The following is a 24,206-nucleotide window of genomic DNA, read 5'->3' on the forward strand; positions in this document are numbered from 1 at the left end:
CAAACGGTCACAACCTCCAGGGGGACACCGTGTCACTGCTCCAACCACCCGGAGGCCCGCCCGAGGAGTCGGGACGGGAGCCGGTCACACCCCTCGGCTCGGTACAGCACGCGCTGCGGGTGCTGGAGACCGTCTCCCGGCACCGCAACGGTGTCACCGAGGAGGTGATCGCCCGCCGCGCCGAGTTGCCCGCCGACCGGCTCGACCAGCTCCTGCGGATGCTGTGCCGCGAGGGCTATCTGACCCGGCTGGAGGACGGCTCCTACGTCGTCGGCGAGGCACTGATGCTGCTGGGCTCCGGCATGGACCGGAGCCACGCGCTCCGGGCGCGGCTCCAGAGCACCCTGGACGAGTTGCGGGACACGGTCGGCGCCGCCGTCTACTTCGGCCGCTACCGGGACGGAGAGCTGGAGAGCGCCCAGGTCGCCGACGGCCCCACCACCCCGGCGGTCAACCAGTGGGTGGACTTCCGCTCGGCCGCGCACGCGACCGCGCTCGGCAAGTGCCTGCTCAGCCAGCTCGACCACGATCGCCGGCTGGACCACCTCTCCCGCCACCGGACCCCGCGGCTCACCTCACGGACGATCACCGACGAGCGGCTGTTGCTGACCGCGCTGGACCGGCAGCCCTCGACCGTCCCGGTGCTCGATCTCCAGGATTACGCCGTGGGCACGGTCTGCGCCGCGGTACCGGTGACCGCGGGCTCCGCGGTGAGCTGCCTGGCGCTCTCGCTGCCGGTAGCCCAGGCGCACCGGCTGCGCAGAGCCGCCGAGATGCTGAGCCAGCGGGCCGCGCCGGTGATGCTGTCGCTGGCGATCTGACCACCCCGGACGCCTCCGGACCGACCCGCGCCCTGCCACAGCGCCGGACGCACGAAAAGGCTGCGGCTCCCCGTCAACCGAGGAGCCGCAGCCGATCTGTACGCCGCCAGGGACTCGAACCCCGGACCCGCTGATTAAGAGTCAGCTGCTCTAACCAACTGAGCTAGCGGCGCCCGTCGCCGTTTCCGGCCGACAGAAGAAATACTACCCCCTCCCCAGGGGTGCTGATGACCAGCTCCCCGGCGGGGGCTGCCGCGCGCGGCCCCGGGCGCGGCGTCAGAGCGGGAGGGACAGGCCCGGCTCCCGGCGCCGCACCGACCCCGCCATCAGCAACACCGCGCCCGCCGCCGCCCAGACCGCCATGACCAGCAGCGGAGTGCCCAGTGCGTGACCGGAGAAGTACACGATGTCGCGTACCGCGCTCGTCCCGGCACCGGTCGGGATCCACTCGCCGACGGCCCGCCAGAAGGGCGGGATCAGATGCCGCTGGAAGGCGCCGCCGGCGCTCGGGTTGCCGAGCACGACGAAGACGAGCACCGCGACACCGATGCCGACCACCCCCAGGAACGCCTCCAGCGCCAGGGTGCACGCCGCCGTACCGAAGACCAGCAGCGCACCGACCCACCACAGGGCCAGGAAGTGCCCCGGCAGCGCGTGCAGCACCGGGTCGACGACGATCGCACCGCCGAGCCCGGAGAGGACGGCGTACACCGCCGTCCCGGCCAGCCGCAGCGCGCCGAGCCCCGGCCGCGCGGGACGGGTGCCGGCCGCCACCCCCATCAGCGAGGCCAGCAGATAGCCCCCGACGAGCCAGCCGACGATGAGGTAGAAGGCGGTCAGGCTCTCGTAGTCCTGCGGTCCGGACGGTGCGATGTCCACCACCTTCAGCCGCCGGCCCTGGTCGTCTGCCACCCCCTCGCCGACCCTGCGCAGCGCCTTGGCCTGCGGCCCGCCCGCGCCGGAGGCCACCAGCAGGGTGTCCGTGCCGCCGCGCGGGTCCATCAGGTAGGCGCCCTCCGCCTTCCGGTCCAGGATGCGCGCGCGGGCGGCGCGCTCGTCCTCGACGGCGGTGACGGACAGCGGGTCCCCGGGGAGCCGGTCGAGCCGTTCGGCGGCCTGCGCGGGCGCGACGACGGCGACCGGGATGCCCTGCGGCCGGGGATGGTGGAAGGCACCGATGTAGGAGACGAGAAAGCCCAGTTGGACCAGGAGGACACCGACCACGAGCACGAACGTGCCGGGAGAGAGTGCGCTGCGGCCTCCGGCGCCGGGGGTGGCATTGTACATGGACTCATTCCCCTATGGGTGCTCTCTTGAGTAGTTGTCTCCATCCATACCGCATGACCCGGTTCGTTCCCCCGCGTTGGGTCTCCGGGCGCGCCGCGTCCCGCACTGCGTGGCGCGGCGCCGCGCCATCGGCGAGACTCGACGCCATGCCCGCTCTCCTGACGCGGCCGGCCCTGAGCCGCGCCCTCCTCGCACGCCAACTCCTGGTCGAACGCGCCCGGATGCCGGTGCGCGACGCCGTCGAGCACCTGGTCGGCATCCAGGCCCAGGCGCCCAGACCGCCGTACTTCGCCCTGTGGAGCAGGCTGGCGGACTTCGACCCGCAGGAACTGTCGCTGCAACTGGAGGGCCGCGGGCTGGTCCGGCTGAGCACCATGCGCGGCACCGTCCACCTGGTCAGCGACCGCGACGCGCTGGAGTTGCGGGCGCTCACCCAGCCGCTGCACGAGAGCGCGGTACGCACGAACTTCGCCAAACAGCTCGGCGGCGAGGACCCCTGGCAGGTGGCGGAGGCCGCCCGGGAGCTGCTCGCCAAGCGCCCGCTGACCGGCAGCGAGCTGGGCAGCCGGCTCCAGGAGCGCTGGCCCCACCTGGAGGCCCGCCCGCTGTGGATGACGGCCCGCTATCTGCTGCCGCTGGTGCAGTTGCCGCCGCGCGGGCTGTGGGGGCGTTCCGGACAGCCGGTGCTGGACACCGTCGAGCGGTGGCTGGGGCGGCCGCCGGCCGCCGAACCCGGTGTGGAGACGATGGTGCTGCGCTACCTCGGCGCCTTCGGCCCGGCCTCCGCGCGGGACGCGCAGACCTGGTCCGGACTGACCCGGCTCGGCGAGGTGCTGGAGCGGCTGCGGCCGCAACTGCGGGCCTTCCGGGACGAGGCGGGCCGGGAGCTGTTCGACCTGCCCGACGCGCCGCGGCCCGATCCCGAACTGCCGCTGCCGGTCCGCTTCCTGGCCGAATACGACAACATCGTCCTCTCGCACGCCGACCGCTCCCGCCTGCTGGACGAGCCCGCCCGCCGCGCCATGGCCAGCCGGAACGGGCAGGTGCCCGCCGCCTTCCTGGTGGACGGCCGGGTGCGGGGCATGTGGAAGGCGGACACCTCGCGCAAGGCCGCCCGCCTCACGCTCACCCCCTTCGAGCACCTGGACGAGGAGGCGGAGCAGGCGCTGACCGAGGAGGGGCAGCGGCTGCTGGCGTTCGCCACCGACGGCCGCCCGGGCCCGCACACGGTCACCTTCACCGCCCCTGCCCTGCCCGGCGCCACCTCCCCACGATGACCACGGATCGATGACGCTTCCGTCACATTCGGTGGCCCCATAACACCCCAACGGCACGAAACCGCCCGTGCCGCCCTTGCGTTCGTGTGCCGAGTTGTAGAACCTGACGTGCATTCATCGAGCGGTCCGTACCGTGCACGGGGACACGGAGACACGGAGACCGAGCGACACCGCGCGCCGCGGGGCGGGGGCCAGGGCGCGGCATCGGCACGAGAGCACGCCCCTGCCGGGGCGTGCGGGGGAACGACACATGAGCACGCCACCCGAGGGCGCCCGGCATCCGCAGCCGCCGGAGCACGACGACCAGGATCCGACGCGCACGGCGCAACTGCGCATACCCCGGCCGGCCGCCCGGACCGGGGACCCCGCGGCGCAGCACGCGCCCGCACCGTCCCGGACCCGCGCGCGCCGGCCCTCTCCGCACCCCTGGGAGCGTGCCGCGCCCCGCTACGACTACGAGCACTACAGCCGACTGGCGGGTCCACTGCGGCAACCCGATCCGGCCGTGCCCCACCGGGTGCGCTACCGCAGCCTGCTGGCCGACGAACCGCACCGGTTCCGCGCCGGGTTCCTGCTGTGCCTGGCACCGCTGCTGTCGGCCGCGCTCCTGGTCTGGCTGATGCAGCCGGACCACTGGACGCGCCGCGACCAGGGCGAGGTCTCCGATCTCGTCCTCAAGCTCGATGTGGTCATGCTCGTCTCGATCGGGCTGATCGAACTGTTCCGCACCCTCAACGTCCTCTCCAACGCGCACGCCACCCTGGTGGCCCGGGACCCGATACCCGTGGTGCCCGAGGCCGGTACCCGCGTCGCCTTCCTCACCTCGTTCGTGCCCGGCAAGGAGCCGATCGGGATGGTCACCAGGACCCTGGAGGCGGCCATGCGGGTGCGGCACCGCGGCACCCTGCACGTCTGGCTGCTCGACGAGGGCGACGACCCGGAGGTCAAGGAGGTCTGCCGCCGACTGAGAGTGCACCACTTCTCCCGCAAGGGCACCCCGCGGTGGAACACCGCCAAGGGTGCCTTCCGTGCCAAGACCAAGCACGGCAACTACAACGCCTGGCTCGACGCGCACGGCGACGACTACGACTTCTTCGCCGGGGTCGACACCGACCACGTTCCGCTGCCCAACTACCTGGAGCGGATGCTGGGCTACTTCCGTGACCCGGACGTCGGCTTCGTCATCGGCCCGCAGGTCTACGGCAACTACGACAACTTCGTCACCAAGGCCGCCGAGAGCCAGCAGTTCCTCTTCCACGCGCTCATCCAGCGCGCCGGCAACCGCTACCGGTCGCCGATGTTCGTCGGCACCAGCAACGCCGTCCGCATCCGGGCCCTCAAGGCCGTCGGCGGTCTCTACGACTCCATCACGGAGGACATGGCCACCGGCTTCGAGATGCACCGCCACCGCAACCCGGCCACCGGCAACACCTGGCGCTCCGTCTACACCCCGGACGTGCTCGCCGTCGGCGAGGGCCCCAACGCCTGGACGGACTTCTTCACCCAGCAGCTCCGCTGGTCCCGCGGCACCTACGAGACGATCCTCAAGCAGTACTGGCGCGGCCTGGGCAGCATGCCGCCGGGCAAGATGTTCAACTACACGCTGCTGATGCTGTTCTACCCGGCCTCGGCGCTGAACTGGATCCTGGCCGCGCTCTCCTGCGCCCTCTTCCTGGGCCTGGGCGCCTCCGGTGTGCAGATCGACCCCGCCATCTGGATGGCGCTGTACGGCAACGCCACCGCGCTGCAGATCGGGCTCTACATCTGGAACCGGCGGCACAACGTCTCCCCGCACGAGCCGGAGGGCTCCGGCGGGCTGGCCGGGATGCTGATGTCCGCGCTGTCCGCGCCGATCTACGCACGCTCCCTCTTCGACACGGTGCTGCGCCGCAAGAGCAAGTTCGTGGTCACGCCGAAGGGCGACTCGGCCAGCCCCGACACGCTGTTCGGCACGTTCCGGGTGCACCTGTTCTTCATCGCCGTCTTCGGGGGCTCCCTCGTCGGCTCCCTCTTCCTGGGGCACGACCACCCGGCGATGCTCACCTGGGCCGCGCTCGCGCTGCTCATCACGGCGGCACCGATCGTCGGCTGGCGGTCGACCGTCCGCACCGAGAAGCGCCGCAGGGCGCGCAGGGCCCGCCGGCACGCCTCCGGAACCCGGACCGCGGATCCTGAGACCGCTTCCGCGCCCACGCCCACCTACGACCAGCATCCGCACCGCACCGCGCTTGGGGGACAGGAACGATGACGAACCGACGGAGCCGCCGCCGCGCCGCGGGCGCCGGGAAGCGGCGGGCCCGGCGCATAGCCATCGGCACGGCCGTCGTGCTGCTCGTCGCCGGGTTCAACGGGCCGGCGCTCTACAGCTTCGCCTCGGCCAAGTACCACGACTACGAGATCAACCAGCCCGAGTACAAGGCCGCGAAGGGCCACTGGCAGATCGTCGACATCCCCGAGAAGTTCCGGATCAACACGATCCACGCGGCGCTGCTGCACACCGGCAAGGTGCTGCTGGTGGCGGGCTCGGGCAACGATGCGAAGAACTTCAAGGCCAAGAGCTTCCGCACGGTCCTGTGGGACCCGGTGCGCAACACCTTCAAGAACATCCCCACCCCCAACGACCTGTTCTGCTCGGGGCACAACCAGCTCCCCGACGGCAAGCTCCTGGTCGCGGGCGGCACTCAGCGGTACGAGACGCTGGAGGGCGACGTGGAGAAGGCCGGTGGGCTGATGTTCCTCTACAACGAGAACCCCGACAGCGGGAAGACGATCAAGAAGGGCACCCGCTTCACGGGCCGGAAGAGCGGCAAGACCTTCGTCGCCCAGCACACCGTGCTCCTCCCGCGGGCCAAGAAGCGGAAGGACCCGGAGACCGGGAAGGTCGAGACCGTCCACAGCGTCACCCGGGTCTACGCCGAGGCGGCGAAGAAGGGCCGGAAGTACCAGACCGGCACCGAGGACCAGTACCGGGTGCACGGCCTGGAGGGGGCCTGGAAGCGGAACGTCTACGGAGTGGCCCAGAAGATGTCCTTCGACAAGAAGGACTTCCAAGGCATCAAGGACGCCTACGAGTTCGACCCGGTGGCCGAGCGCTACATCACGGTCGACCCGATGAACGAGGCCCGCTGGTACCCCACCCAGCTCACCCTCCAGGACGGCAGGGTGCTGACCGTCTCCGGGCTGGACGACATCGGCCAGGTCGTCCCCGGCAAGAACGAGATCTTCGACCCGAAGACGAAGAAGTGGCACTACCTGCCCAAGACGCGGTTCTTCCCCACCTACCCGGGGCTGCACCTGGTCGGCCAGAACCGGGTCTTCTTCAGCGGCACCACCGCCGGCTACGGCCCGGCCGACAAGGGCCGCACGCCCGGCATCTGGAACCTGGAGACCAACAAGTTCACCGAGATCCCCGGCATGAGCGACCCGGACGTGCTGGAGACGGCGATGTCCGTACCGCTGCCTCCCACCCAGTCGCGGAAGTTCATCGTCGAGGGCGGGGGCGGCGTCGGCGAGTCGGACAGGACGACGGACAAGACGCGGATCGTGGACCTCTCGTCCGACACCCCGCGGTTCCGCGACGGGCCCGACCTCTACGACAAGGTCCGCTACCCCAGCAGCGTGATCCTGCCGAACGACACCGTGCTGACCACGAACGGTTCGGGCCGGTACCGGGGCAAGAGCGACAGCAACGTGCTGAAGGCCGCGATCTACAACCCGAAGACCAACAAGTTCAAGGAGGCCGCCGCCCCGCTGGTCGGCCGCAACTACCACTCCGGCGGGCTGCTGCTGCCGGACGGCCGGGTGATGACCTTCGGCTCGGACTCGCTGTACGCGGACAAGGCCAACACCAAGCCGGGCGAATTCGACCAGCGCATCGAGATCTACACCCCGCCCTATCTGCACCAGGGCAAGGAGCAGCCGCAGTTGCGCACTGCCGACGCGGACGCCGCCGAGAACCTCGCGCCGGGCGACCGCGTCTCCTTCCGCAGCAAGGACGCGGCCTCCTTCAAGCGGCTGCGGATGGTGCGGCCCGGTTCGTTCACCCACGTGACGAACGTGGAGCAGTCGTCGGTGGCCCTGAAGATGAACACGTCCCGGGACGGAAAGGTGACCACGACCATCCCGGACGACCCGTCGCTGGTCACCCCCGGCTGGTGGATGGTCTTCGGGGTGGACGCGGAGGGCGTGCCCTCCAAGGCCCAGTGGGTGAAGGTGGGCATCGACCCGGACGCCTCGCACACCACGGTGACCACGGGCGACCCGGAGTAGACCCCTGCCGCCCGGTCGGCTCCGCGCCCCCGCGGCACTCCCCCGGGACCGCGGAGCGCCGGCCGCCTACGACCCGCCTACGACCGCTGCCCGTCCTGCCCGTCCTGCCCGTCGGCGTTGCGGGCCAGCTCCAGGGCGTACTCCGGCCACCAGGTACCGGCCTTCGGGCCGCCGCGGCACTCGCCGTCCGACTCCCCCGGGCGCTTGATCCACAGGTAGGCGTCCACCAGGTCGTGCCCCGTCCGGGTGGTGGGCGCTTCGCCCAGGGCCCGTCCGGGCGGGTTGCACCAGCTCTCCTCGCCGCCGTGCAGCGGCCCGTTGCCGTTCCGGCTGGTGTCCACGACGAAGTGCTTGCCCCCGACCTTCGCCGACAGCCGCTTGCCGTGGGCGACGTTGGAGGCGGTGGTCTGGAAGTTGGAGACGTTCAGCGCGAAGCCGTCGGCCTTGTCGATCCCGGCACGGGTGAGGGGCTCGGCCAGCGCCCCCGGGTCGCGCACCCAGTCCGGGTTGCCGGCGTCCAGATAGACCGTCGTGGAGGGCAGCCGCTTGAGCCGGGCGACGGCGTCGGCCAGCAGCCGATAGCGCTCCGCGCGCAGCTTCGGTGCGGCGCACGCGCCCGACACGGTGTGCGCGAGGGCGTCCGGTTCCACGATCACCGTGGCGGCCCGGCTGCCGATGCCCTTCGCGACCTCGTCCAGCCACCCGCGGTACGCCGCGGCGCTCTCGGCTCCGCCCTTGCTGTACTGCCCGCAGTCGCGGTGCGGCACGTTGTAGAGGACCAGCAGCGCCTCCCGGTCCGCTGCGGTGGCGGACTCGGTGACGCGGGCCGCATGACCGCGCGGGTCGTCGGGGCCGAGCCAGTCGGCCACCGGCTGCCCGGCGATCTTCCGCAGCTCGCGGGCCCGCGCGGAGTCGCCGTCCGCGGCGTCGGTGCGGGCCTGCCGCGCGGCGTTCCCCCGCGGGTCGACCCAGTAGGGGACGACGGACCTGGGGCGCTGCCGCACCTCGGAACCCGCCCCGGGGCCGGCGCCGTCCTGGGCGTCCGGCGCGGAACAACCGGCCAGCAGCAGGGCTCCCGCCAGTGTGCTCCCCGCGGCCCCTCGGGCGCGCGCGCGAGTCCGGGCGCTGCCGTGCATCCACTCCCCCTCGGCTGTGCTGCGGGCGTCGGCCGGGTCGCCGAACCGCCGCGAACCGCCGCGAGGCGGGCCGCGGACCGGCCGCAGCGTCGGCCCATCGTGTCACAGAAGACGCCTCGCACGGCCGTGCTCCGGCACCTGGGCGGGACCGCTCCGCGGGCGCGGGAGCCGGGCGGCTGCCCCGCGGCGCGACGGTGCGTGCGGCAGCCGGACGGCCGGCGGTCAGATCCGGTCGACGAGGTCCGCGATGGAGTCGACGACGCTGGAGGGGCGGTAGGGGTAGCGCTCCACCTCGTCGGGCCGGGTCAGCCCGGTCAGCACCAGGAAGGTCTCCAGCCCGGCCTCCATCCCGGCGCGGACGTCGGTGTCCATCCGGTCGCCGATCATGGCGCTGGTCTCGGAGTGGGCGCCGATCGCGTTGAGACCGGCGCGCATCATCAGCGGATTGGGCTTGCCCACGAAGTAGGGGTGCTGGCCGGTGGCCTTGGTGATCAGCGCGGCGACCGACCCGGTGGCGGGCAGCGCGCCCTCCGCGGAGGGGCCGGTCTCGTCGGGGTTGGTGGCGATGAAGCGGGCGCCGTCGTTGATCAGCCGGATGGCCCGGGTCAGCGCCTCGAAGCTGTAGGTGCGGGTCTCGCCCAGGACGACGTAGTCCGGGTCGGCGTCGGAGAGGACGTAGCCGATGTCGTGCAGGGCCGTCGTCAGCCCGGCCTCCCCTATGACGTAGGCGGTGCCTCCGGGACGCTGGTCGTCCAGGAACTGCGCGGTGGCCAGCGCGGAGGTCCAGATGTTCTCCGTCGGCACGGTCAGCCCGATGCGGGCCAGCCGGGCGTGCAGGTCCCGGGGTGTGTACATCGAGTTGTTGGTGAGCACCAGGAACGGCCGCCCCGACTCCCTGAGCCGCTTGATGAACGAGTCGGCGCCGGGGACGGGGATCCCCTCGTGCATCAGCACACCGTCCATATCGGTGAGCCAGGACTCGATGGGCTTGCGCTCTGCCACGGATGGACTCCTGCCAGGTCGTGGTGGTCCGGCCGGCGGAGGAGCGTGCCCGGGTACGCCGAGGCACGGAACCGGCCGCCGCGCTCAGCGTAGCGGCAGCGGCCGGTGCAGGTCAGCCGGGGCGCAGGCGCTCCGGTGCCGGAAAGCGCCGGAGCGCGCCCGCGGGCCGCGGAAGCGGGCGGCCGGGTGCGTGCTCCGGGCCGCGGGCTTTGCGAGGGTGGGGGCATGAACCGCATGGACACCACCGCCACGCCGCTCCGCGTCGGACTGCTCGGCTTCGGGCTGGCCGGATCGGTCTTTCACGCCCCGCTGATCGCCGGCACGCCGGGGCTCGTGCTGGACACCGTCGTCACCTCCGACCCGGAGCGCCGCAAGCGCGCCCGGGAGGCGGGCGCTCCGGGCGGCGAGGTGCGGACGGTCGCCTCGGCGGACGAGCTGTTCGCGGACGCGGACCGGCTCGACCTGGTGGTGGTCGCCACCCCGAACCGCACCCATGTGCCGCTGACGCACCGCGCCCTGGACGCGGGACTGCCGGTCGTGGTGGACAAGCCGTTGGCACCCACCGGTGCCGAGGCCCGCGAGCTGGCGGCGAAGGCCGAGTCCCGGGGGCTGCTGCTGGCGCCGTTCCAGAACCGCCGCTGGGACAACGACTTCCTCACCCTGCGCTCGCTGCTGGCCGAGGACGCGCTGGGCGAGGTGTTCCGCTTCGAGTCGCGGTTCGAGCGCTGGCGGCCCCGGCTCAAGGGCGGCTGGCGGGAGTCGGGCGACCCGGAGGAGGTCGGCGGGCTGCTCTACGACCTGGGCAGCCACGTCGTCGACCAGGCACTGACCCTCTTCGGTCCGGCCGCCTCCGTCTACGCGGAGTCGGACGTGCGGCGGGCGGGCGCCGCGGCGGACGACGACACCTTCATCGCCATCACCCACGAGAGCGGCGTCCGCTCCCACCTGTGGATGAGCGCCACGGCGGCCCAGCTCGGGCCCCGCTTCCGGGTGCTGGGCAGCCGGGCCGCGTATGTGAAGTACGGCCTCGATCCGCAGGAGAGCGCGCTGCGCGGGGGTGGACGCCCGGTCGAGGGAGCGCCGTGGGGGGTGGAGCCGGAGGACGCCTGGGGCACGCTGGGTGCACAGGACCCGCCCGGCGCCCTGCGCACCGTGCCGACGCTGGACGGCGACTACCCGGCCTTCTACGACGCGGTCGCCGGTGCGCTGCGCGAGGGCACACCGCCGCCGGTGACCGCCCACGAGGCGGCCGCGGCCCTCCAGGTGCTGGAGACCGCGCGGTCCTTCGCGCGGGGCGGCTAGGACGCGACCCGCGGGCCGGGCGGGCCGTCGGGGCCCCGCGGGCAGGGTGCGGAGCGGCTGTGCCGCCCGGTTCGTCAGTGCCGGGTGCACGCCCAGGCGAGCGTGCGGCCGCCGCCCGCGCGTCCCAGCGCCGCCTGCTCGGCTGCGGCTCGCGTCCGGCCGTGGCCGCCCCAGTAGCGGTGGTTGTTCGGGTTGTAGGCGACTGCGCCGCAGCCGTTGGCGAAGGAGACGAGGACCTTGCAGCCGGGGCCGGAACAGTGGGACATCGCGCCCCGCTCGGCGGCGCTGCGGGAACTGTGGTCCCAGGACCTGCCGTTGCTGCCGTCATGTCCCACCGCGATGGCCCCGTAGTAGTTCCGGGGCGGGGCGGAGGTCGGTTCGGGTGCGGGAGCCGGAGCGTTGTCCGTCGGACGGGAGGCGGCTTCGGTCTCCGGCGGGTCGTCGTCGGTCGGCCTGCTGTAGGTCGGCGTGCGGGTCGGACTGGTGTCGGCGGGGTCCGTGCCACCGGTCGTCCCGGAGGTGAGGCGGTCCGGCGTCGCGTCGTGGTCGGTCAGCAGCCGGCTCGCGGAAACGGTGGGCCGCGCGTCGGAGAGCGCGTCCGCGTCGGAGGGCTTGTCCTGGTCGGACAGCAGCAGCGCCGCGAGGACCACGGCGCCGATGGCGGCGGCGATGCCCCCCAGGGTGCGGCCCGGTGTCGAGCCGCCCGAGCCCGGGTTCCTGATCGGGGCGCTGCCCGGGCTCTGGTTGCGCCCGGGAGTGGGCGGCCGGTTGTTCCCCGGTTCGTTCGCCCGCGCGCCTGCGGCCTGCCGTCGGCCCCCGGACCGCCCTTCCCCGGCCATGCGCCTGGTGTGCCCCGGAACGTCCGAGGTCCAACTGCGGGTGACGGTCTCCGCCTCCGCCTGGTCGGCGGCTCGCTGGAGGCGGCTGCCCTCTTCGGCGTACTGGTCGATCAGCGAGGTCCAGCCGCTCGGCAGGGCGCGGGAGCCTCGCCGGGCGAAGCGCCGGATGAGCTGTTCGGCCGTCGGCCGGTCCTCGGGCCGCACCGCGAGGCAGTCGCCGACCACCCCGGTGAGGCCCGCGGGCAGGCCGTCGAGGTCGATCGCCGCCCGCCGTACGTGGTTGAGCTGCTGCAGCGGCTCCTGGGTCTCCGGGTACGGCAGCCGGCCGCAGGCCACGTAGTGGAGGGTGACGCCGAGCGCGTAGATGTCGGAGGCGAACGTGCTGGGCTGCCCCTCGGCCTGTTCCGGCGCGGCGAAGGCGATGGTGCCGAGAGTGAGCCGGGTGCTGGTGAGGTCGCCTGCGTGCGAGATGCCGAAGTCGATGACCCTCGGCCCCTTCGCGGTCAGCAGGATGTTGAGCGGCTTCACGTCCCGGTGCACGATGCCCTTGCCGTGCAGCTCCGCGAGCGCCCGCAGGATGCCGGGGGCGATCCGGCGCACCGCGTCCTCGTCCCCGAGCGGCCCCCGCTGCACCACGAGTGCTTCGAGCGAGGGCGCCGGCACGTACTCCATGGCCATCCAGGGCCGCTCGGCCGCGATGTCGGAGTCGAGCACCCGGGCGGTGTACGTGCTCCGCACGCGGCGGGCCAGCCTGGTCTCGCGGCCGAAGCGCTTGCGGGCCTCCTCGCTCACCCCGCCCGGGGCCAGCAGCGTCTTGACGGCGACGATCCGGCCCGTGCCGGGGTGCCGGCCGAGGTAGATCACCCCCATACCGCCGGTGGCCAACTGGCCCAGCAGTCGGTAGGGCCCGAGTCGGCGCAGCTCACCACTGAGCGCGAACACACCCATCCCGAACGACTCTGTCACTGTCCTGCCCCCGTCCCCCGTGCCCTGCGTTCCGGACGTGGGCATGATTTCACGCAACGGGCCCTGCACGAGGTCGTGTTCGGGTCGCAACCAGGTCGCGGACCGGGCGTCCGGACGGTCCCGGCCGGACGGTCCGGGCGGTCGCACGATCCGGGCGCCCGGGACGGCCCCGGGGGGCTCGGGGCCGTCCCGGGCGCGGCGCGGCTAGGCCGACGTCATGACCTGGCGCTGCCGGCCCAGGCCCGCGATCTCCAGTTCGACGACGTCGCCGTCGCGCAGGTAGGGCTTGGGCTCCGGCGTCCCCATCGCGACGCCCGCCGGGGTACCGGTGGAGACGATGTCGCCGGGGTGCAGCGTCATGAAGTGGCTGAGGTGGCGCAGCACTTCGGCGACGGGGAAGATCTGGTCGGCGGTGCTGCCGTCCTGGCGCAGCGTGCCGTTCACCCACAGGCGCATCGCCAGCGCCTGCGGGTCGGGTACCTCGTCGGCTGTGACCAGCCAGGGGCCCAGCGGGTTGAAGGTCTCGCAGTTCTTGCCCTTGTCCCACTGCCCGCCGCGTTCGAGTTGGAAGGCGCGTTCGGACACGTCGTTGCCGACCGCGTACCCGGCGACGCAGGCCAGCGCCTCCTGGTCGGTTTCCAGATAGCGGGCGGTGCGGCCGACGACGACGACCAGTTCGACCTCCCAGTCGGTCTTCCGGCTGCCGCGCGGGATCAGCACCGGGTCGTGCGGGCCGACGACCGTGTCGGGCGCCTTCATGAAGACGATGGGCTCTTCCGGCACCGGGGCGCCGGTCTCCCGCGCGTGGTCGTGGAAGTTCAGCCCGATGCACACGATCTTGCCGATGCGGGCCAGCGGCGGCCCGATGCGCGGCCCCTCGGGCGCGGTGTCCGCCACCGCTCCGGGCAGCTTCCCGGCGGCGGCCGCCGCGCGCACCCGGTCGAGCGCGGCGGGGTCCGCGAGCAGTTCGGGGTCGATGTCGGGGACGACCCCCGACAGGTCGCGCAGGGTTCCGTCCTCGTCCAGCAGCGCGGGGCGCTCGGCTCCCGCAGGTCCGACGCGGAGCAGTTTCACGTCGCTCTCCCTCCCAGGCGAATCAGCAGATCGTCCAGGAGGGCGTTCAGAACCACAAGAGAGAGTTCACGTACTGGACCGTAGCATCCGTAATGCGGAAGTAACCTGGCGTTTCGTGGCACCGAATCCGGTATTTCGGCATGCTGGTGTCCCGGCAGCCCGCGTTCCGCGCCGCACGGACGACGCGCCCCGGAGAGGGCGCGGACCTACGCCCCCGCCAGCCGGGCCACGGTGTGGATGGCCAGCCCGGCCAGCGAGCCGACCACCGTGCCGTTGATCCGGATGAACTGCAGGTCCCGGCCGATGTGGGCCTCGATCTTCCGTGAGGTGTGCTCGGCGTCCCAGCTCGCGACCGTCTCCGAGATCAGCGAGGTGATCTCGTCCCGGTAGGTGGTCACCAGATGCGCGGCGGCACCCTCGATCCAGCCGTCCACCTTGGAGCGCAGCCGGTCGTCGGCCGCCAGCCGGCCGCCCAGCGACAGCAGTGCCGCCCGGGCCCGGACGCGCAGTTCGCTGCGCTCGTCCTCGGCGGCGGCCACCAGCATCGCCCGCACCGCACCCCACACCGAGGCGATCAGGTCCTGCACCTCGGCACGGGCCAGCGTCTCGTTCTTCAGCCGTTCCACCCGGGCGCGGGTGTCCGGGTCGGTCTGCAGATCGGTGGCGAAGTCCCGCAGGAAGCGGTCGACAGCGCCCCGCGCGGGATGGTCGGGCATGTCCCGCATCTCCGTGACGAAGCGCAGCAGTTCGCGGTAGACCCGCTCGCCCACCCGCCGGTCCACGAACTTCGGCGTCCAGCCGGGCGCGCCTCCCGCGACCGCGCCCATCACGGAGTCGCCGTGCTCCTGCAGCCACTCGGCCGCCCGGGTGCACACCAGGTCGACGACGCGGCGGTGGCCGCCGTCCGCGACGATCCGCTCCAGCATCGCGCCGAGCCCCGGCGCCACCTCCTTGGCGGTGGCGCGGCGGGTGATCGCCTCGCTGACGACGGCCTGCACGTCCGCGTCCCGCAGCACGGTGAGCGCCCCGCGCAGGGCGGTGGCCAGCTCGGCCGTCACCCGGTCGGCGTGCTCGGGGCGGGCCAGCCAGGCGCCGAACCGGCCGCTGATCCCGACCGCGTGCAGCCGCTCGCGCACGACGTCGGCGGAGAGGAAGTTCTCCCCCACGAAGTCGCCCAGGCTGCGGCCGAGTTGGTCCTTCTTGGTCGGAATGATCGCGGTGTGCGGGATGGGCAGCCCCATCGGATGCCGGAAGAGCGCCGTGACCGCGAACCAGTCGGCGAGCGCGCCCACCATCCCGGCCTCGGCGGCCGCCGCGACATAGCCGCTCCAGGGGCCGGCTCCGGCGTGCTCCGCCCAGGTGGCCGCGGCGAAGACCGCGGCCATCAGCAGCAGCGCCCCGGTGGCGATGGTCTTCATCCGCCGCACCCCGCGGCGGCGCTCCTCGTCGGCCGGAGTGAGTCCCGCGGCCCCGCCCGGCCCCCGCGGGCCCGGCGCGCCCGCGGCACCCCGGGCGCCAGGAGCGTGCGGAGCGCCACCCGAGTGGCCCAGCGCCGCGTCCCCGGTTCCCGAGGCGCCGCGCGCGGCGGGCCGGCCGCGTGTGATCGCTCTCACGTGGGCCTCCTCATGTTCGGGCTGCTCGCCCTCGGTCGCCCGCTCCATCCGCTCCGCCCTCCCCCTGGATCGTCCCTGGCCACGCCCCGCATACCGGCGGAACACCGGGGAACCCTCGGTACCGTCCGCGCACCGGATCACCGCCCGGTGCGGGGAGGGACATTCTCCCTCTCCCGGCCGCGCGTGGAACGAAGCGAGGCTCTCCCGCGTCTGTGTGGGCGGCAGTGCAGAACATCAGGAACCAGCAAGTGGTGCCGGGGGGAGCCGGCCGTCGAGGGCCCGTCCGGCGTACGGCCCCCGGCAGGGCGCCGCACCCCGATCGTGGGATCATGGCACCGCAGACCGACCGGAGCCGCGAGCTCCGTGCAGCCCGAGGAGAACGAGCGCGCGTGACCAGGAACATGGGCTATGCCCTGCTCGCCGGACTGGCGGCGCTCGTGGTCCTCGTGTCGACCGCGATATTCATCGGCGCCGGCAACCGGGACAACGGACGGGGCCAGGACTCGCCGCGGGCACGCAACTCGGCCGCACCCGCCTCCTCCGGGAACTGGGTCGGCACCTGGTCGGCGGCGCCCGCCGCGGCCGAACCGCGCAGCCGGGACGGCTTCGCCCACATGTCGATCCGCAACGTCGTGCACACCTCGGTCGGCGGCACGGGCGCCCGGGTCCGGCTCTCCAACCTGTTCGGCAACCGGCCGCTGACCATCACGCACGCGAGCGTCGCGCTGGCCGCGGCCCCCAGCAACCCCACGGCCGCGGCGGGCAGCATGCGCCGGCTCCGGTTCGGCAACAAGACCTCGGTCACCATCCCGGCGGGCGGCGAGGTGACCAGCGACGCGGTGCGGCTGAACGTGCCGCACGCGGCGGACCTGCTGGTCACCACCTACTCCCCCACCCCCTCCGGGCCGGTCACCTACCACCCCTACGCACGGCAGACCAGCTATGTGGCCACGGGCGACCGGGCCGAGGACACCTCGGGCACGGCCTTCAACCAGCAGAGCCCGTACTGGCGTTATCTCACCGGGGTGGACGTGTGGAGCTCCGAGACGCAGGGCGCCGTCGCGGTGCTGGGCGACTCGATCACCGACGGCATCACCTCCAGCCCCGGCGCCAACCGGCGCTGGACCGACTTCCTGGCCGAGCGGCTGCGCACGGAGCGCGACGCGCCCCGGCTGAGCGTCCTGAACGCGGGCATCAGCGGGAACCGGGTACTGGTCGACGGCAGCAAGTACTCGCCCAACAACGGGCCGAGCGGGCTGACGCGGATGAGCCGCGACGTGCTCTCCCGTACCGGGCTGAAGGTCGTCGTCGTCGAGATGGGGCTCAACGACATCATCAAGCCGCCGCGACAGCGCGATCCGCAGCGGATCGTGAACGGTCTGCGGGACCTGGTGCGCCAGGCGCACACCCGCGGGCTGCGGGTCGTCGGCGCCACGCTCACCCCCTTCGGCGGGCACCGCGGCTACAACCCGCGCATGGAGGCCGTACGGCAGGGCGTCAACGCCGAGATCCGGAAGGGGAAGGTGTTCGACGCCGTGGTCGACTTCGACGCGGCCCTGCGCGACCCGGCCCACCCCGAACGGCTGCGCGCGGCGTACGACTCGGGCGACCATCTGCACCCGAGCGACAACGGGTACCAGGCCATGGCCCAGGCGATGGACCTGCAGGGTCTGAAGGGGTCGCGGCCCGCGAAGCTGTGAGGGCCGGCGGGCGGCGGCCCGCCGGGAGAGAGCCGGGTCAGCCCCCGTACATCCGCGCGATCACGTCCTCGATGGCCGGTTCGCGGAGGGAGAGGTCCACCAGCGGGTACTCCGCCGCGAGCCGGGAGACCAGCGGCGCGGCACTGGCGGCGGCGGGAAAGGCCAGCCACTGGCGCGGGCCCTCGGTGCGCACGGTGCGGGCTCCCTCCAGGCCCGCTATCGGCGGCATCTCGTACTCCAGGTCGACGACCAGGGTGCGCTCGCCGCGGCCGGCCTCCTGGAGGCCGCCGAGCGAGCCGTCGTACAGCAGGCGGCCCTGGTCGATGACCACCACCCGCTCGCACAGGTGCTCGATGTCGCTCAGGTCGTGCGTGGTCAGCAGCACGGTGGTGCCCAGCTCCGCGTTGAGCGTGGTCAGGAACCGGCGCACCCGGGCCTTGCTGACGACGTCCAGGCCGATGGTGGGCTCGTCCAGGTAGAGCACATCGGGGTCGTGCAGCAGCGCGGCGGTGATGTCGCCGCGCATCCGCTGGCCCAGCGAGAGCTGCCGGACCGGCACGTCCAGCAGGTCGCCCAGTTCCAGGAGTTCCACACAGCGCGCCAGGTTCTCCTCGAAGCGGGCGCGCGGGATCCGGTACATCCGGCGGACCAGCGCGTAGGAGTCGCGCAGCGGCAGGTCCCACCACAGGGTGGTGCGCTGTCCGAAGACGACGCCGATGCGCCGCACCAGCCGGGTGCGCTCCTGCCACGGGTCCACCCCGGCGACCCGCAGCCTGCCGGTGGAAGGGGTGAGGATGCCGGTGAGCATCTTGATGGTGGTCGACTTCCCGGCGCCGTTGGGCCCGATGAAGCCGACCATCTCCCCGCGGCGGAGCGCGAAGGAGATGCCGTCCACGGCCCGTACCGAGGTGGCCGTGCGGCGCAGCAGGCCACTGCGGCGGCGCACCGTGAACGTCTTGGTCAGCTCCCGTACGTCGATGAACCCGGCGTCCGCGTCAGCCGCGGCTCCCGCCGTGTCCACGCCACACGCGCCGTCCGGGCCGCTCGCGTCCTCCTCGTCACCCACGGCTCTCGCATCGCTCACTGCTCTCGCGTCCCTCCTGATCGTCGATGCTCCGGGGCTCCGGGGGTTCCGGGGCCCGGTCAGCTTCCCGTGCTGCGGTAGGAACGCAGCCCCGCCCGCCACGCCGCACCCGCCACGGCGCAGCACAGGAGCGCGACGGCGGGTGCCGCCAGGTCGAGCCCGTCCGGCAGGCCCAGGGGGTCGTCCCGGCCCAGCACCCGCAGCGCCGGCAGCCAGTTGACGAAGGCCAGCGGCACCACGAACGTCACGCCGCGCACCAGTTCCCGGCCGAAGACGGTGGGCGGGTACTGGAGCAGCGTCGTACCGCCGTAGGTGAAGGCGTTCTGCACCTCGGAGGCGTCCTGCGCCCAGAACTGGAAGGCGCCGCCGACGACGAACACGCAGCCGAAGATGACGGTGCCGCACAGCACCATGGAGGCCAGCAGCGCGACCCTGCCCGCGGTCCACTCCAGCTCCAGCCGGGAGACCGCCCAGCCCAGCACCAGGGAGCCCTGGACGATCCGGCCCAGCCGGCGCAGCGCGAACCGGTCGGCGGCGAGCTGGCTGAGGACGGGCACCGGCCGGGTCAGCAGCACGTCCATGGTGCCGTCGCGCACCCGGCGGCCGACCCGCTCCGCCGAACCCAGCAGCAGGTCCGACAGGCCGAAGGCGACGGCGGAGGTGCCGTAGAGGAAGGCGACCTCGGGCAGCGTGAAGCCGCCCAGCGCGTCCACCTGGCCGAACATGATCATGATGGCGGCGAAGTCGAGAGCGGTCGTCGCGAAGTTGGCCGCCAGCATGATCGCGAACGAGGTGCGGTACGCCATCGTCGAGCGCACCCACATCGCGGCGATGAAGCAGTAGGCCCGCACCGCCCAGATCGCGCGGCCCAGCACGGCACCGAACGCCCCGCCGTCGGGCCCGGCGACGAGCGGCCGCCGGTCGGCCTCAGCCACCCTGGACCACCACCTTGCGGGTCGCGACAGCCTGCAGGAGGCGTCCCGCGGCCAGCAGCACCACCGCCCACCCGGCCTGGAAGGCGAGCCCGGCCGCCGCGCCGCCGGGGTGGGTGCCCAGCAGTACGTCGGCGGGCACCTGGAGCATCGCCGACCACGGCAGCAGCCGCGCCGTGTCACCGAATCCGCCCGGGAAGACGGACAGCGGCAGCAGCATCCCGGAGAAGAAGACGCTCAGCAGCCCGGACAGCGCGCCGAGCCCGGTCGCGTCCAGCAGCCAGAACCCGCACAGCGCGAACAGGTAGCGGACCGCGAAGCTGACCACGATCGCCAGCAGCACGGCGGCCAGGAAGCACAGCCACGTCCCCGGAGAGGCGGGCAGCGCCAGATCGAAGACGAGGGAGCCGAGCGCCAGCGGCAGCACGCCGCGGCCGAGCAGTTGGAAGAGGGCCCGCCCCAGGTCGGCGGCGAGCCACCAGGTCTGCAGGTCGACCGGCCGGTAGAGGTCGATGGCGACGTCCCCGTTCCTGATCCGCTCCTGGAACTCGTCCTGGAAACCGCCGCCCATCAGCGCGGCGGCGGCCAGCAGCGCCTGCCCGGTCCAGACGAAGGTCAGCGCCTGGCTCTGGTCGTATCCGCCGAGGTGGGGGCGCTCGTGCCACAGGGCCAGGAACGTATAGGCGAGAATGAAGCCGAAGACGGTGTTGGTGAAGACTCCGGCCGCCGTGGCGACGCGGTAGGTGGCATAGCGACGGAAGCCGCTCAGGGCCACGGCGAAATGGAGACGGAGCAGATGCATCCTTTCTGGCCCCTCCACCGTCTCTTCCATAGCACTGCCGTGCGAAACACCGCGCGTGACCGCGCGTGGACGAAGCCGTCGAGCCTAGTCCACGGGCTGGGTGGACGACCATCGAATATCCACCGGGCCGGGCTACGGCCCCGCGGCCGTTCTCCGGTACGGCGGGTGCGAAAGTGTTCTACGGGGCGTACGAGCATCGCCCGCCATTGGACGAGGAGTCCCTGCAGACATGAGTGACGAGCCGAACCGCGACGCCGACGGCCGGGGCCCGGAGTCGGACGGCCCGCCAGCACAGACCCCCCGGCAGCAGCCGGATCCGGCCGAGGCCGAGAGCGCCGCGGCTGCCGAGGGGAGTGCGGGGACCCCGCCGGAGCGCCCGGCGGCCGACGCGCGCCCGGGGCAGCCCGCTGAGGGCACCGCTCCGCATGCCGCGGCGCCGGAGCCGGAAGCGCGAGGCGAGCAGCCGGGCTCCCCGGACGGGGAGCCGGAGGCACCCGCGGAGACGCCGGGCGCGCAGCGCGCGGAGCCGGGCAGCACGGACGGAAAGCCGGGCGCGCAGCGCGCGGAGCCGGGCGCCACGGACGAGGAGCCGGCCGGGGCGCCGGAGCGCTCCATATCCGCGGCCGAGCAGTCCGCCCGCTCCGCACAGCCCGCGACCTCCGAGGCGCCCGCGTCGCCCCGGGAGCCGGAACCGGACGGGCGGTCCGCACCGGACGGGCGGTCCGACCCGGCGGAGGCGTCCGACCCGCCCGAGAAGTCCGCACCGCCGTCACCGGCCGACCCGGCCGCGACTGCCGCCGTTCCCCTGGGGCAGGGCCCGTCCGGGGACGGTCCCGCATCCGAGGAGAGCGGCAGTCTCATGGCGAACACCCCCGAGGCGGAGCAGGGCAAGGCCGCCAAGAAGGCCAAGAAGGCCATGAAGAAGCAGAAGCGCCGCCGTACCGGCTGGCGCAGGCTGCTGCCCACCTGGCGGATGGTGCTGGGCGGCTTCCTGCTGGTCGTCCTGGCGGTGTCCGGCGCGCTCGTGGCCGGGTACCTGCTGGTGAGCATTCCCGCCCCGAACGACGCCGCCGCGGCGCAGACCAACGTCTACCTGTACGCGGACGGCAGCCAGATCGCCCGGGACGGCGACGTCAACCGGGAGAACGTCACTCTCGGCAAGGTGCCGAAGACGACGCAGCACGCGGTGCTGGCCGCCGAGGACCGCGACTTCTACCACGAGTCCGCCGTCGACCCGCAGGCGATGGCCCGCGCGGGCTGGAACATGGTCACCGGCGGCGAGCGGCAGTCCGGCTCGACGATCACCCAGCAGTACGTGAAGAACTACTACCTGAGCCAGGACCAGACGGTCACCCGCAAGGCCAAGGAGTTCTTCATCGCGCTGAAGCTGGACAACGAGGTCAGCAAGAACGACATCCTGCAGGGCTACCTCAACACCAGCTACTTCGGCCGGAACGCCTACGGCATCCAGTCGGCCGCGCACGCCTACTACGGCAAGGACGTCAGCGAGCTGACCGCCGGCGAGGGCGCCTACCTGGCCGCGCTGGTCAACTCGCCCAACGCCTACGACACCCGCGCCCACCCGGAGAGCAAGGACCGCGCCGTCGCCCGCTGGAACTACGTGCTGGACGGCATGGTCAAGGAGGGCTGGCTGAGCAAGAGCGACCGCACGGGCATGAAGTTCCCCGAACCGCACAAGGTCAAGCCGCCCCGGAACCTGTCCGGCGAGCGCGGCTACCTCGTGGACGCGGTCAAGAACTACCTGATCGGCAACGAGATCATCGACGAGCAGCGGCTGGCGGCCGGCGGCTTCCGGATCACCACCACGTTCCAGCCGAAGAAGCAGAAGGCCATGCGGGACGCGGTCGACGACGAGCTGATGGCGAAGCTGGACCGGAAGAACCGCAAGGTCGACAGCTACGTCCGCGCGGGCGGCGCCTCGGTCGACCCGAAGAGCGGCAAGGTCGTGGCGATGTACGGCGGCATCGGCTACACGAAGCAGTACACGAACAACGCGACCCGCCGGGACTACCAGGTGGGCTCCACGTTCAAGCCGTTCCTGTTCACCTCGGCCGTCCAGAACCGGTCCACCACCCAGGACGGCCGGCTCATCCGGGCCGACACCGTCTACGACGGCACCAACAAGCGCGAGGTGGTGAGCGACGGACGCGGTACGGGATACGCGCCCGCCAACGAGGACCAGCGCTCCTACGGGAAGATCCCGGTCTCGACCGCGATGGACAAGTCGGTCAACAGCGTCTTCGCCCAGATGGGTATCGACGTCGGCCCCAAGAACGTCAAGGAGACCGCGATCGACCTGGGCATCCCCGAGGACGCGCCCAACCTGAACGAGAACGGCTCCATCGCGCTCGGCGTCACCACGGCCTCGGTGCTCGACATGGCGGAGGCGTACGCCACGCTGGCCAACCACGGCAAGCACGGCCACTACAGCATGGTGGAGAAGGCCACCCGCGGCGGTGAGGTCATCAGCCTGCCCGACCCCGACCCCGTGCACGCCGTCCCCCGGGAGGCCGCCGACTCCACGACGGCCACGCTGCGCAGCGTCGTCCAGGGCGGCACCGGTACCGCGGCCCAGGCCGCGGGGCGCCCGGCCGCGGGCAAGACCGGCACCGCCGAGGAGGACAAGGCGGCCTGGTTCGCGGGCTACACCCCGGACCTGTCCACCGTCGTCTCGGTGATGGGGCAGAACCCGAAGACGAACGTCCAGGAACCGCTCTACGGAACGGGCGGCCGGCCCCGGGTCAACGGCGGCGGCTTCCCGACCCAGATCTGGGCCGCCTACACCAAGAAGGCCCTGGAGGGCCGCCCGGCCAAGGACTTCGACCTGGACACGGCAGGCAAGGGGAACGTGTCGCCCAGCCGGCCGCCGTTCAGCACGGACCCGTCGAGCCAGGCGCCGTCGGACCGCCCGAGCGACAAGCCCTCGCAGCCCGAGGAGCCGAGCGACCGGCCGTCGACACCGTCGACCCCGCCCTCCCGGCCGCCGTCCAGCCCGCCCCAGAGCCCCCCGGCCACCGGCGGTGCCGACAGCGGCGGCAGCGGCGACCCCGGCGGCGGGGACGGCATCGTCGGCGGGAACGGGAACGGCGGCCCCGGGGGCGACGGCGCCTCCGGAGACCCCGGCGGCCTCTGAGACGGCGCCCCCGGGAGGGGCTCTTGCGCGCCGCGCCGCGCACCGGCCTCCGGGCCCGCCGCCCCGTGACGGACGGCGGTGACCCGTTGCCGCGGTGCCCGGCCGCTCCGCCGGCCACCGCGGGTGAGCCGGGCCACCGCCCCCGGGACGCCCGGTTTGCTACGGTTCCAGGACCGGTCCGGTTCGCGGGCCGGTCCCGACGAGACGCGCCGTACCGGGCCCGGAAAGACGACGCACCCCCGCAGTCGAACTCACGGAGGTGCCGTCATGGCCTGGATCCTGCTCGTCGTCGCCGGCCTCGTCGAGGTCGCCTGGGCGGTCGGCCTCACTTTCACCGAGGGCTTCACCCGGCTGTGGCCCAGCGTCCTGACCGCCGCCGGGTTCGCCACCAGCATGGTGCTGCTGGCCCTCGCCGTGAAGACCCTGCCGATCGGTACCGCCTACGGCGTCTGGGTCGGCATCGGCGCGGCGGGCGCCGCCGTCGTGGGCATGCTGGTGCTGGGCGAGCCGGTGACCGCGGCGCGCGTCTTCTTCATCGCGCTGCTGCTGGTGGCGGTGGTCGGCCTCAAGGCGACCTCGGGCCACTGACCGGGGCCGACGGCGGCCCCGGCGGCCCTGGAGGGACAGACCGGCGGTCCTAGAGGTACAGACCAGTGGAGTCGTCGGTGTCCTGGAGGCGTTCGGCGGCCACGGCGTGCAGATCGCGTTCGCGCATCAGGACGTAGGCGACTCCCCGCACCTCGACCTCGGCGCGGTCCTCCGGGTCGTAGAGCACCCGGTCCCCGGGCTCCACCGTGCGCACGTGCTGGCCGACGGCGACGACCTCGGCCCAGTCCAGCTTGCGTCCCACTGCTGCGGTGGCGGGGATCACGATGCCGCCGGAGGAGCGGCGCTCGCCCTCGCCGGTGTCGGTCCGGACGAGCACGCGGTCGTGCAGCATCCGGATCG

18 protein-coding genes, 1 tRNA gene and 1 riboswitch are annotated in these 24,206 nt (G+C 72.9%); of the genes, 8 read left to right on the plus strand and 11 right to left on the minus strand.

Annotated features, from left to right (window positions below):
* Positions 1 to 29: 29 nt before the first annotated feature.
* Positions 30 to 821, plus strand: a complete 792-nt coding sequence (locus BMX65_RS18900; protein ID WP_079171970.1) for an IclR family transcriptional regulator — start codon at positions 30 to 32, stop codon at positions 819 to 821.
* 99 nt (positions 822 to 920) lie between these two features.
* Here BMX65_RS18900 and BMX65_RS18905 read toward each other — a convergent pair.
* Together BMX65_RS18905 and BMX65_RS18910 are read right to left on the minus strand one after the other, a co-directional pair.
* A tRNA-Lys gene (locus tag BMX65_RS18905) sits at positions 921 to 994 on the minus strand.
* Between the two features lie 103 nt (positions 995 to 1,097).
* A complete protein-coding gene (locus BMX65_RS18910) occupies positions 1,098 to 2,108 on the minus strand; it encodes an ABC-2 transporter permease (RefSeq protein WP_075001497.1) in 1,011 nt (336 codons plus the stop codon).
* Positions 2,109 to 2,254: 146 nt separating this feature from the next.
* On the opposite strand from BMX65_RS18910, the gene BMX65_RS18915 reads away from it, so the two are divergent.
* The 3 genes from BMX65_RS18915 (at position 2,255) to glxA (ending at position 7,654) form a co-directional block, all read left to right on the plus strand.
* The gene (locus BMX65_RS18915) at positions 2,255 to 3,385 is read left to right on the plus strand and encodes a winged helix DNA-binding domain-containing protein (RefSeq protein ID WP_075001498.1); all 1,131 of its coding nucleotides are present in this window, start codon (positions 2,255 to 2,257) and stop codon (positions 3,383 to 3,385) included.
* A gap of 250 nt (positions 3,386 to 3,635) precedes the next feature.
* On the plus strand, positions 3,636 to 5,633 hold the full coding sequence (locus BMX65_RS18920) for a glycosyltransferase family 2 protein (RefSeq protein ID WP_075001499.1): 1,998 nt from the start codon (positions 3,636 to 3,638) through the stop codon (positions 5,631 to 5,633).
* Positions 5,630 to 7,654: a radical copper oxidase GlxA gene (gene glxA / locus BMX65_RS18925; protein ID WP_075001500.1), complete on the plus strand. Its 2,025-nt coding sequence runs from the start codon at positions 5,630 to 5,632 to the stop codon at positions 7,652 to 7,654. Before BMX65_RS18920 ends, glxA begins: the two co-directional genes overlap by 4 nt.
* Before the next feature lie 77 nt (positions 7,655 to 7,731).
* On the opposite strand, the gene BMX65_RS18930 is transcribed toward glxA, so the two are convergent.
* Both BMX65_RS18930 and BMX65_RS18935 read right to left on the minus strand, forming a co-directional pair.
* Positions 7,732 to 8,790 (minus strand): glycoside hydrolase family 6 protein, encoded by a 1,059-nt coding sequence (locus BMX65_RS18930; RefSeq protein ID WP_075001501.1) that lies wholly within the window; start codon positions 8,788 to 8,790, stop codon positions 7,732 to 7,734.
* A gap of 222 nt (positions 8,791 to 9,012) precedes the next feature.
* Positions 9,013 to 9,792, minus strand: coding sequence for an HAD-IIA family hydrolase (locus BMX65_RS18935; RefSeq protein WP_075001502.1), 780 nt, complete (start codon positions 9,790 to 9,792; stop codon positions 9,013 to 9,015).
* Between the two features lie 225 nt (positions 9,793 to 10,017).
* On the opposite strand from BMX65_RS18935, the gene BMX65_RS18940 reads away from it, so the two are divergent.
* Positions 10,018 to 11,094: a Gfo/Idh/MocA family protein gene (locus tag BMX65_RS18940; RefSeq protein WP_075001503.1), complete on the plus strand. Its 1,077-nt coding sequence runs from the start codon at positions 10,018 to 10,020 to the stop codon at positions 11,092 to 11,094.
* Positions 11,095 to 11,168: 74 nt separating this feature from the next.
* Here the strand turns inward: BMX65_RS18940 and BMX65_RS18945 are convergent, their stop codons facing one another.
* From BMX65_RS18945 to BMX65_RS18955, 3 genes are all read right to left on the minus strand, one after another.
* Positions 11,169 to 12,899, minus strand: coding sequence for a protein kinase domain-containing protein (locus tag BMX65_RS18945; RefSeq protein ID WP_162637620.1), 1,731 nt, complete (start codon positions 12,897 to 12,899; stop codon positions 11,169 to 11,171).
* Positions 12,900 to 13,103: 204 nt separating this feature from the next.
* On the minus strand, positions 13,104 to 13,973 hold the full coding sequence (locus BMX65_RS18950) for a fumarylacetoacetate hydrolase family protein (protein WP_075001505.1): 870 nt from the start codon (positions 13,971 to 13,973) through the stop codon (positions 13,104 to 13,106).
* Positions 13,974 to 14,179: 206 nt separating this feature from the next.
* Positions 14,180 to 15,634 carry a DUF445 domain-containing protein gene (locus BMX65_RS18955; RefSeq protein ID WP_079171972.1) on the minus strand — a complete coding sequence of 485 codons (1,455 nt, stop codon included), beginning with the start codon at positions 15,632 to 15,634 and terminating at the stop codon, positions 14,180 to 14,182.
* A 353-nt stretch (positions 15,635 to 15,987) separates the two neighbouring features.
* Here BMX65_RS18955 and BMX65_RS18960 point away from each other — a divergent pair, with 353 nt between their 5' ends.
* The gene (locus BMX65_RS18960; protein WP_075001506.1) at positions 15,988 to 17,286 is read left to right on the plus strand and encodes an SGNH/GDSL hydrolase family protein; all 1,299 of its coding nucleotides are present in this window, start codon (positions 15,988 to 15,990) and stop codon (positions 17,284 to 17,286) included.
* Positions 17,287 to 17,323: 37 nt separating this feature from the next.
* Here the strand turns inward: BMX65_RS18960 and BMX65_RS18965 are convergent, their stop codons facing one another.
* The 3 genes from BMX65_RS18965 to BMX65_RS18975 all read right to left on the minus strand — a co-directional run bounded on the left by BMX65_RS18965 (position 17,324) and on the right by BMX65_RS18975 (position 20,104).
* On the minus strand, positions 17,324 to 18,265 hold the full coding sequence (locus tag BMX65_RS18965) for an ABC transporter ATP-binding protein (RefSeq protein WP_398759119.1): 942 nt from the start codon (positions 18,263 to 18,265) through the stop codon (positions 17,324 to 17,326).
* 164 nt (positions 18,266 to 18,429) lie between these two features.
* On the minus strand, positions 18,430 to 19,305 hold the full coding sequence (locus BMX65_RS18970) for an ABC transporter permease (RefSeq protein WP_075001507.1): 876 nt from the start codon (positions 19,303 to 19,305) through the stop codon (positions 18,430 to 18,432).
* Positions 19,298 to 20,104, minus strand: coding sequence for an ABC transporter permease (locus BMX65_RS18975; protein WP_075001508.1), 807 nt, complete (start codon positions 20,102 to 20,104; stop codon positions 19,298 to 19,300). Before BMX65_RS18975 ends, BMX65_RS18970 begins: the two co-directional genes overlap by 8 nt.
* A gap of 229 nt (positions 20,105 to 20,333) precedes the next feature.
* Between BMX65_RS18975 and BMX65_RS18980 the strand changes: the two genes are divergently transcribed.
* Together BMX65_RS18980 and BMX65_RS18985 are read left to right on the plus strand one after the other, a co-directional pair.
* Complete coding sequence (locus BMX65_RS18980) at positions 20,334 to 23,258, plus strand: transglycosylase domain-containing protein (RefSeq protein WP_075001509.1); 2,925 nt, start codon at positions 20,334 to 20,336, stop codon at positions 23,256 to 23,258.
* Between the two features lie 171 nt (positions 23,259 to 23,429).
* Positions 23,430 to 23,496: riboswitch (guanidine-III (ykkC-III) riboswitch) on the plus strand.
* 29 nt (positions 23,497 to 23,525) lie between these two features.
* Positions 23,526 to 23,846, plus strand: coding sequence for a DMT family transporter (locus BMX65_RS18985; protein ID WP_075001510.1), 321 nt, complete (start codon positions 23,526 to 23,528; stop codon positions 23,844 to 23,846).
* A gap of 49 nt (positions 23,847 to 23,895) precedes the next feature.
* On the opposite strand, the gene BMX65_RS18990 is transcribed toward BMX65_RS18985, so the two are convergent.
* Positions 23,896 to 24,198, minus strand: a complete 303-nt coding sequence (locus tag BMX65_RS18990) for a GroES family chaperonin (protein WP_051271644.1) — start codon at positions 24,196 to 24,198, stop codon at positions 23,896 to 23,898.
* Positions 24,199 to 24,206: the final 8 nt, after the last annotated feature.

It is taken from the genome of Streptomyces qinglanensis, assembly GCF_900111245.1.
Taxonomy (GTDB): domain Bacteria; phylum Actinomycetota; class Actinomycetes; order Streptomycetales; family Streptomycetaceae; genus Streptomyces; species Streptomyces qinglanensis.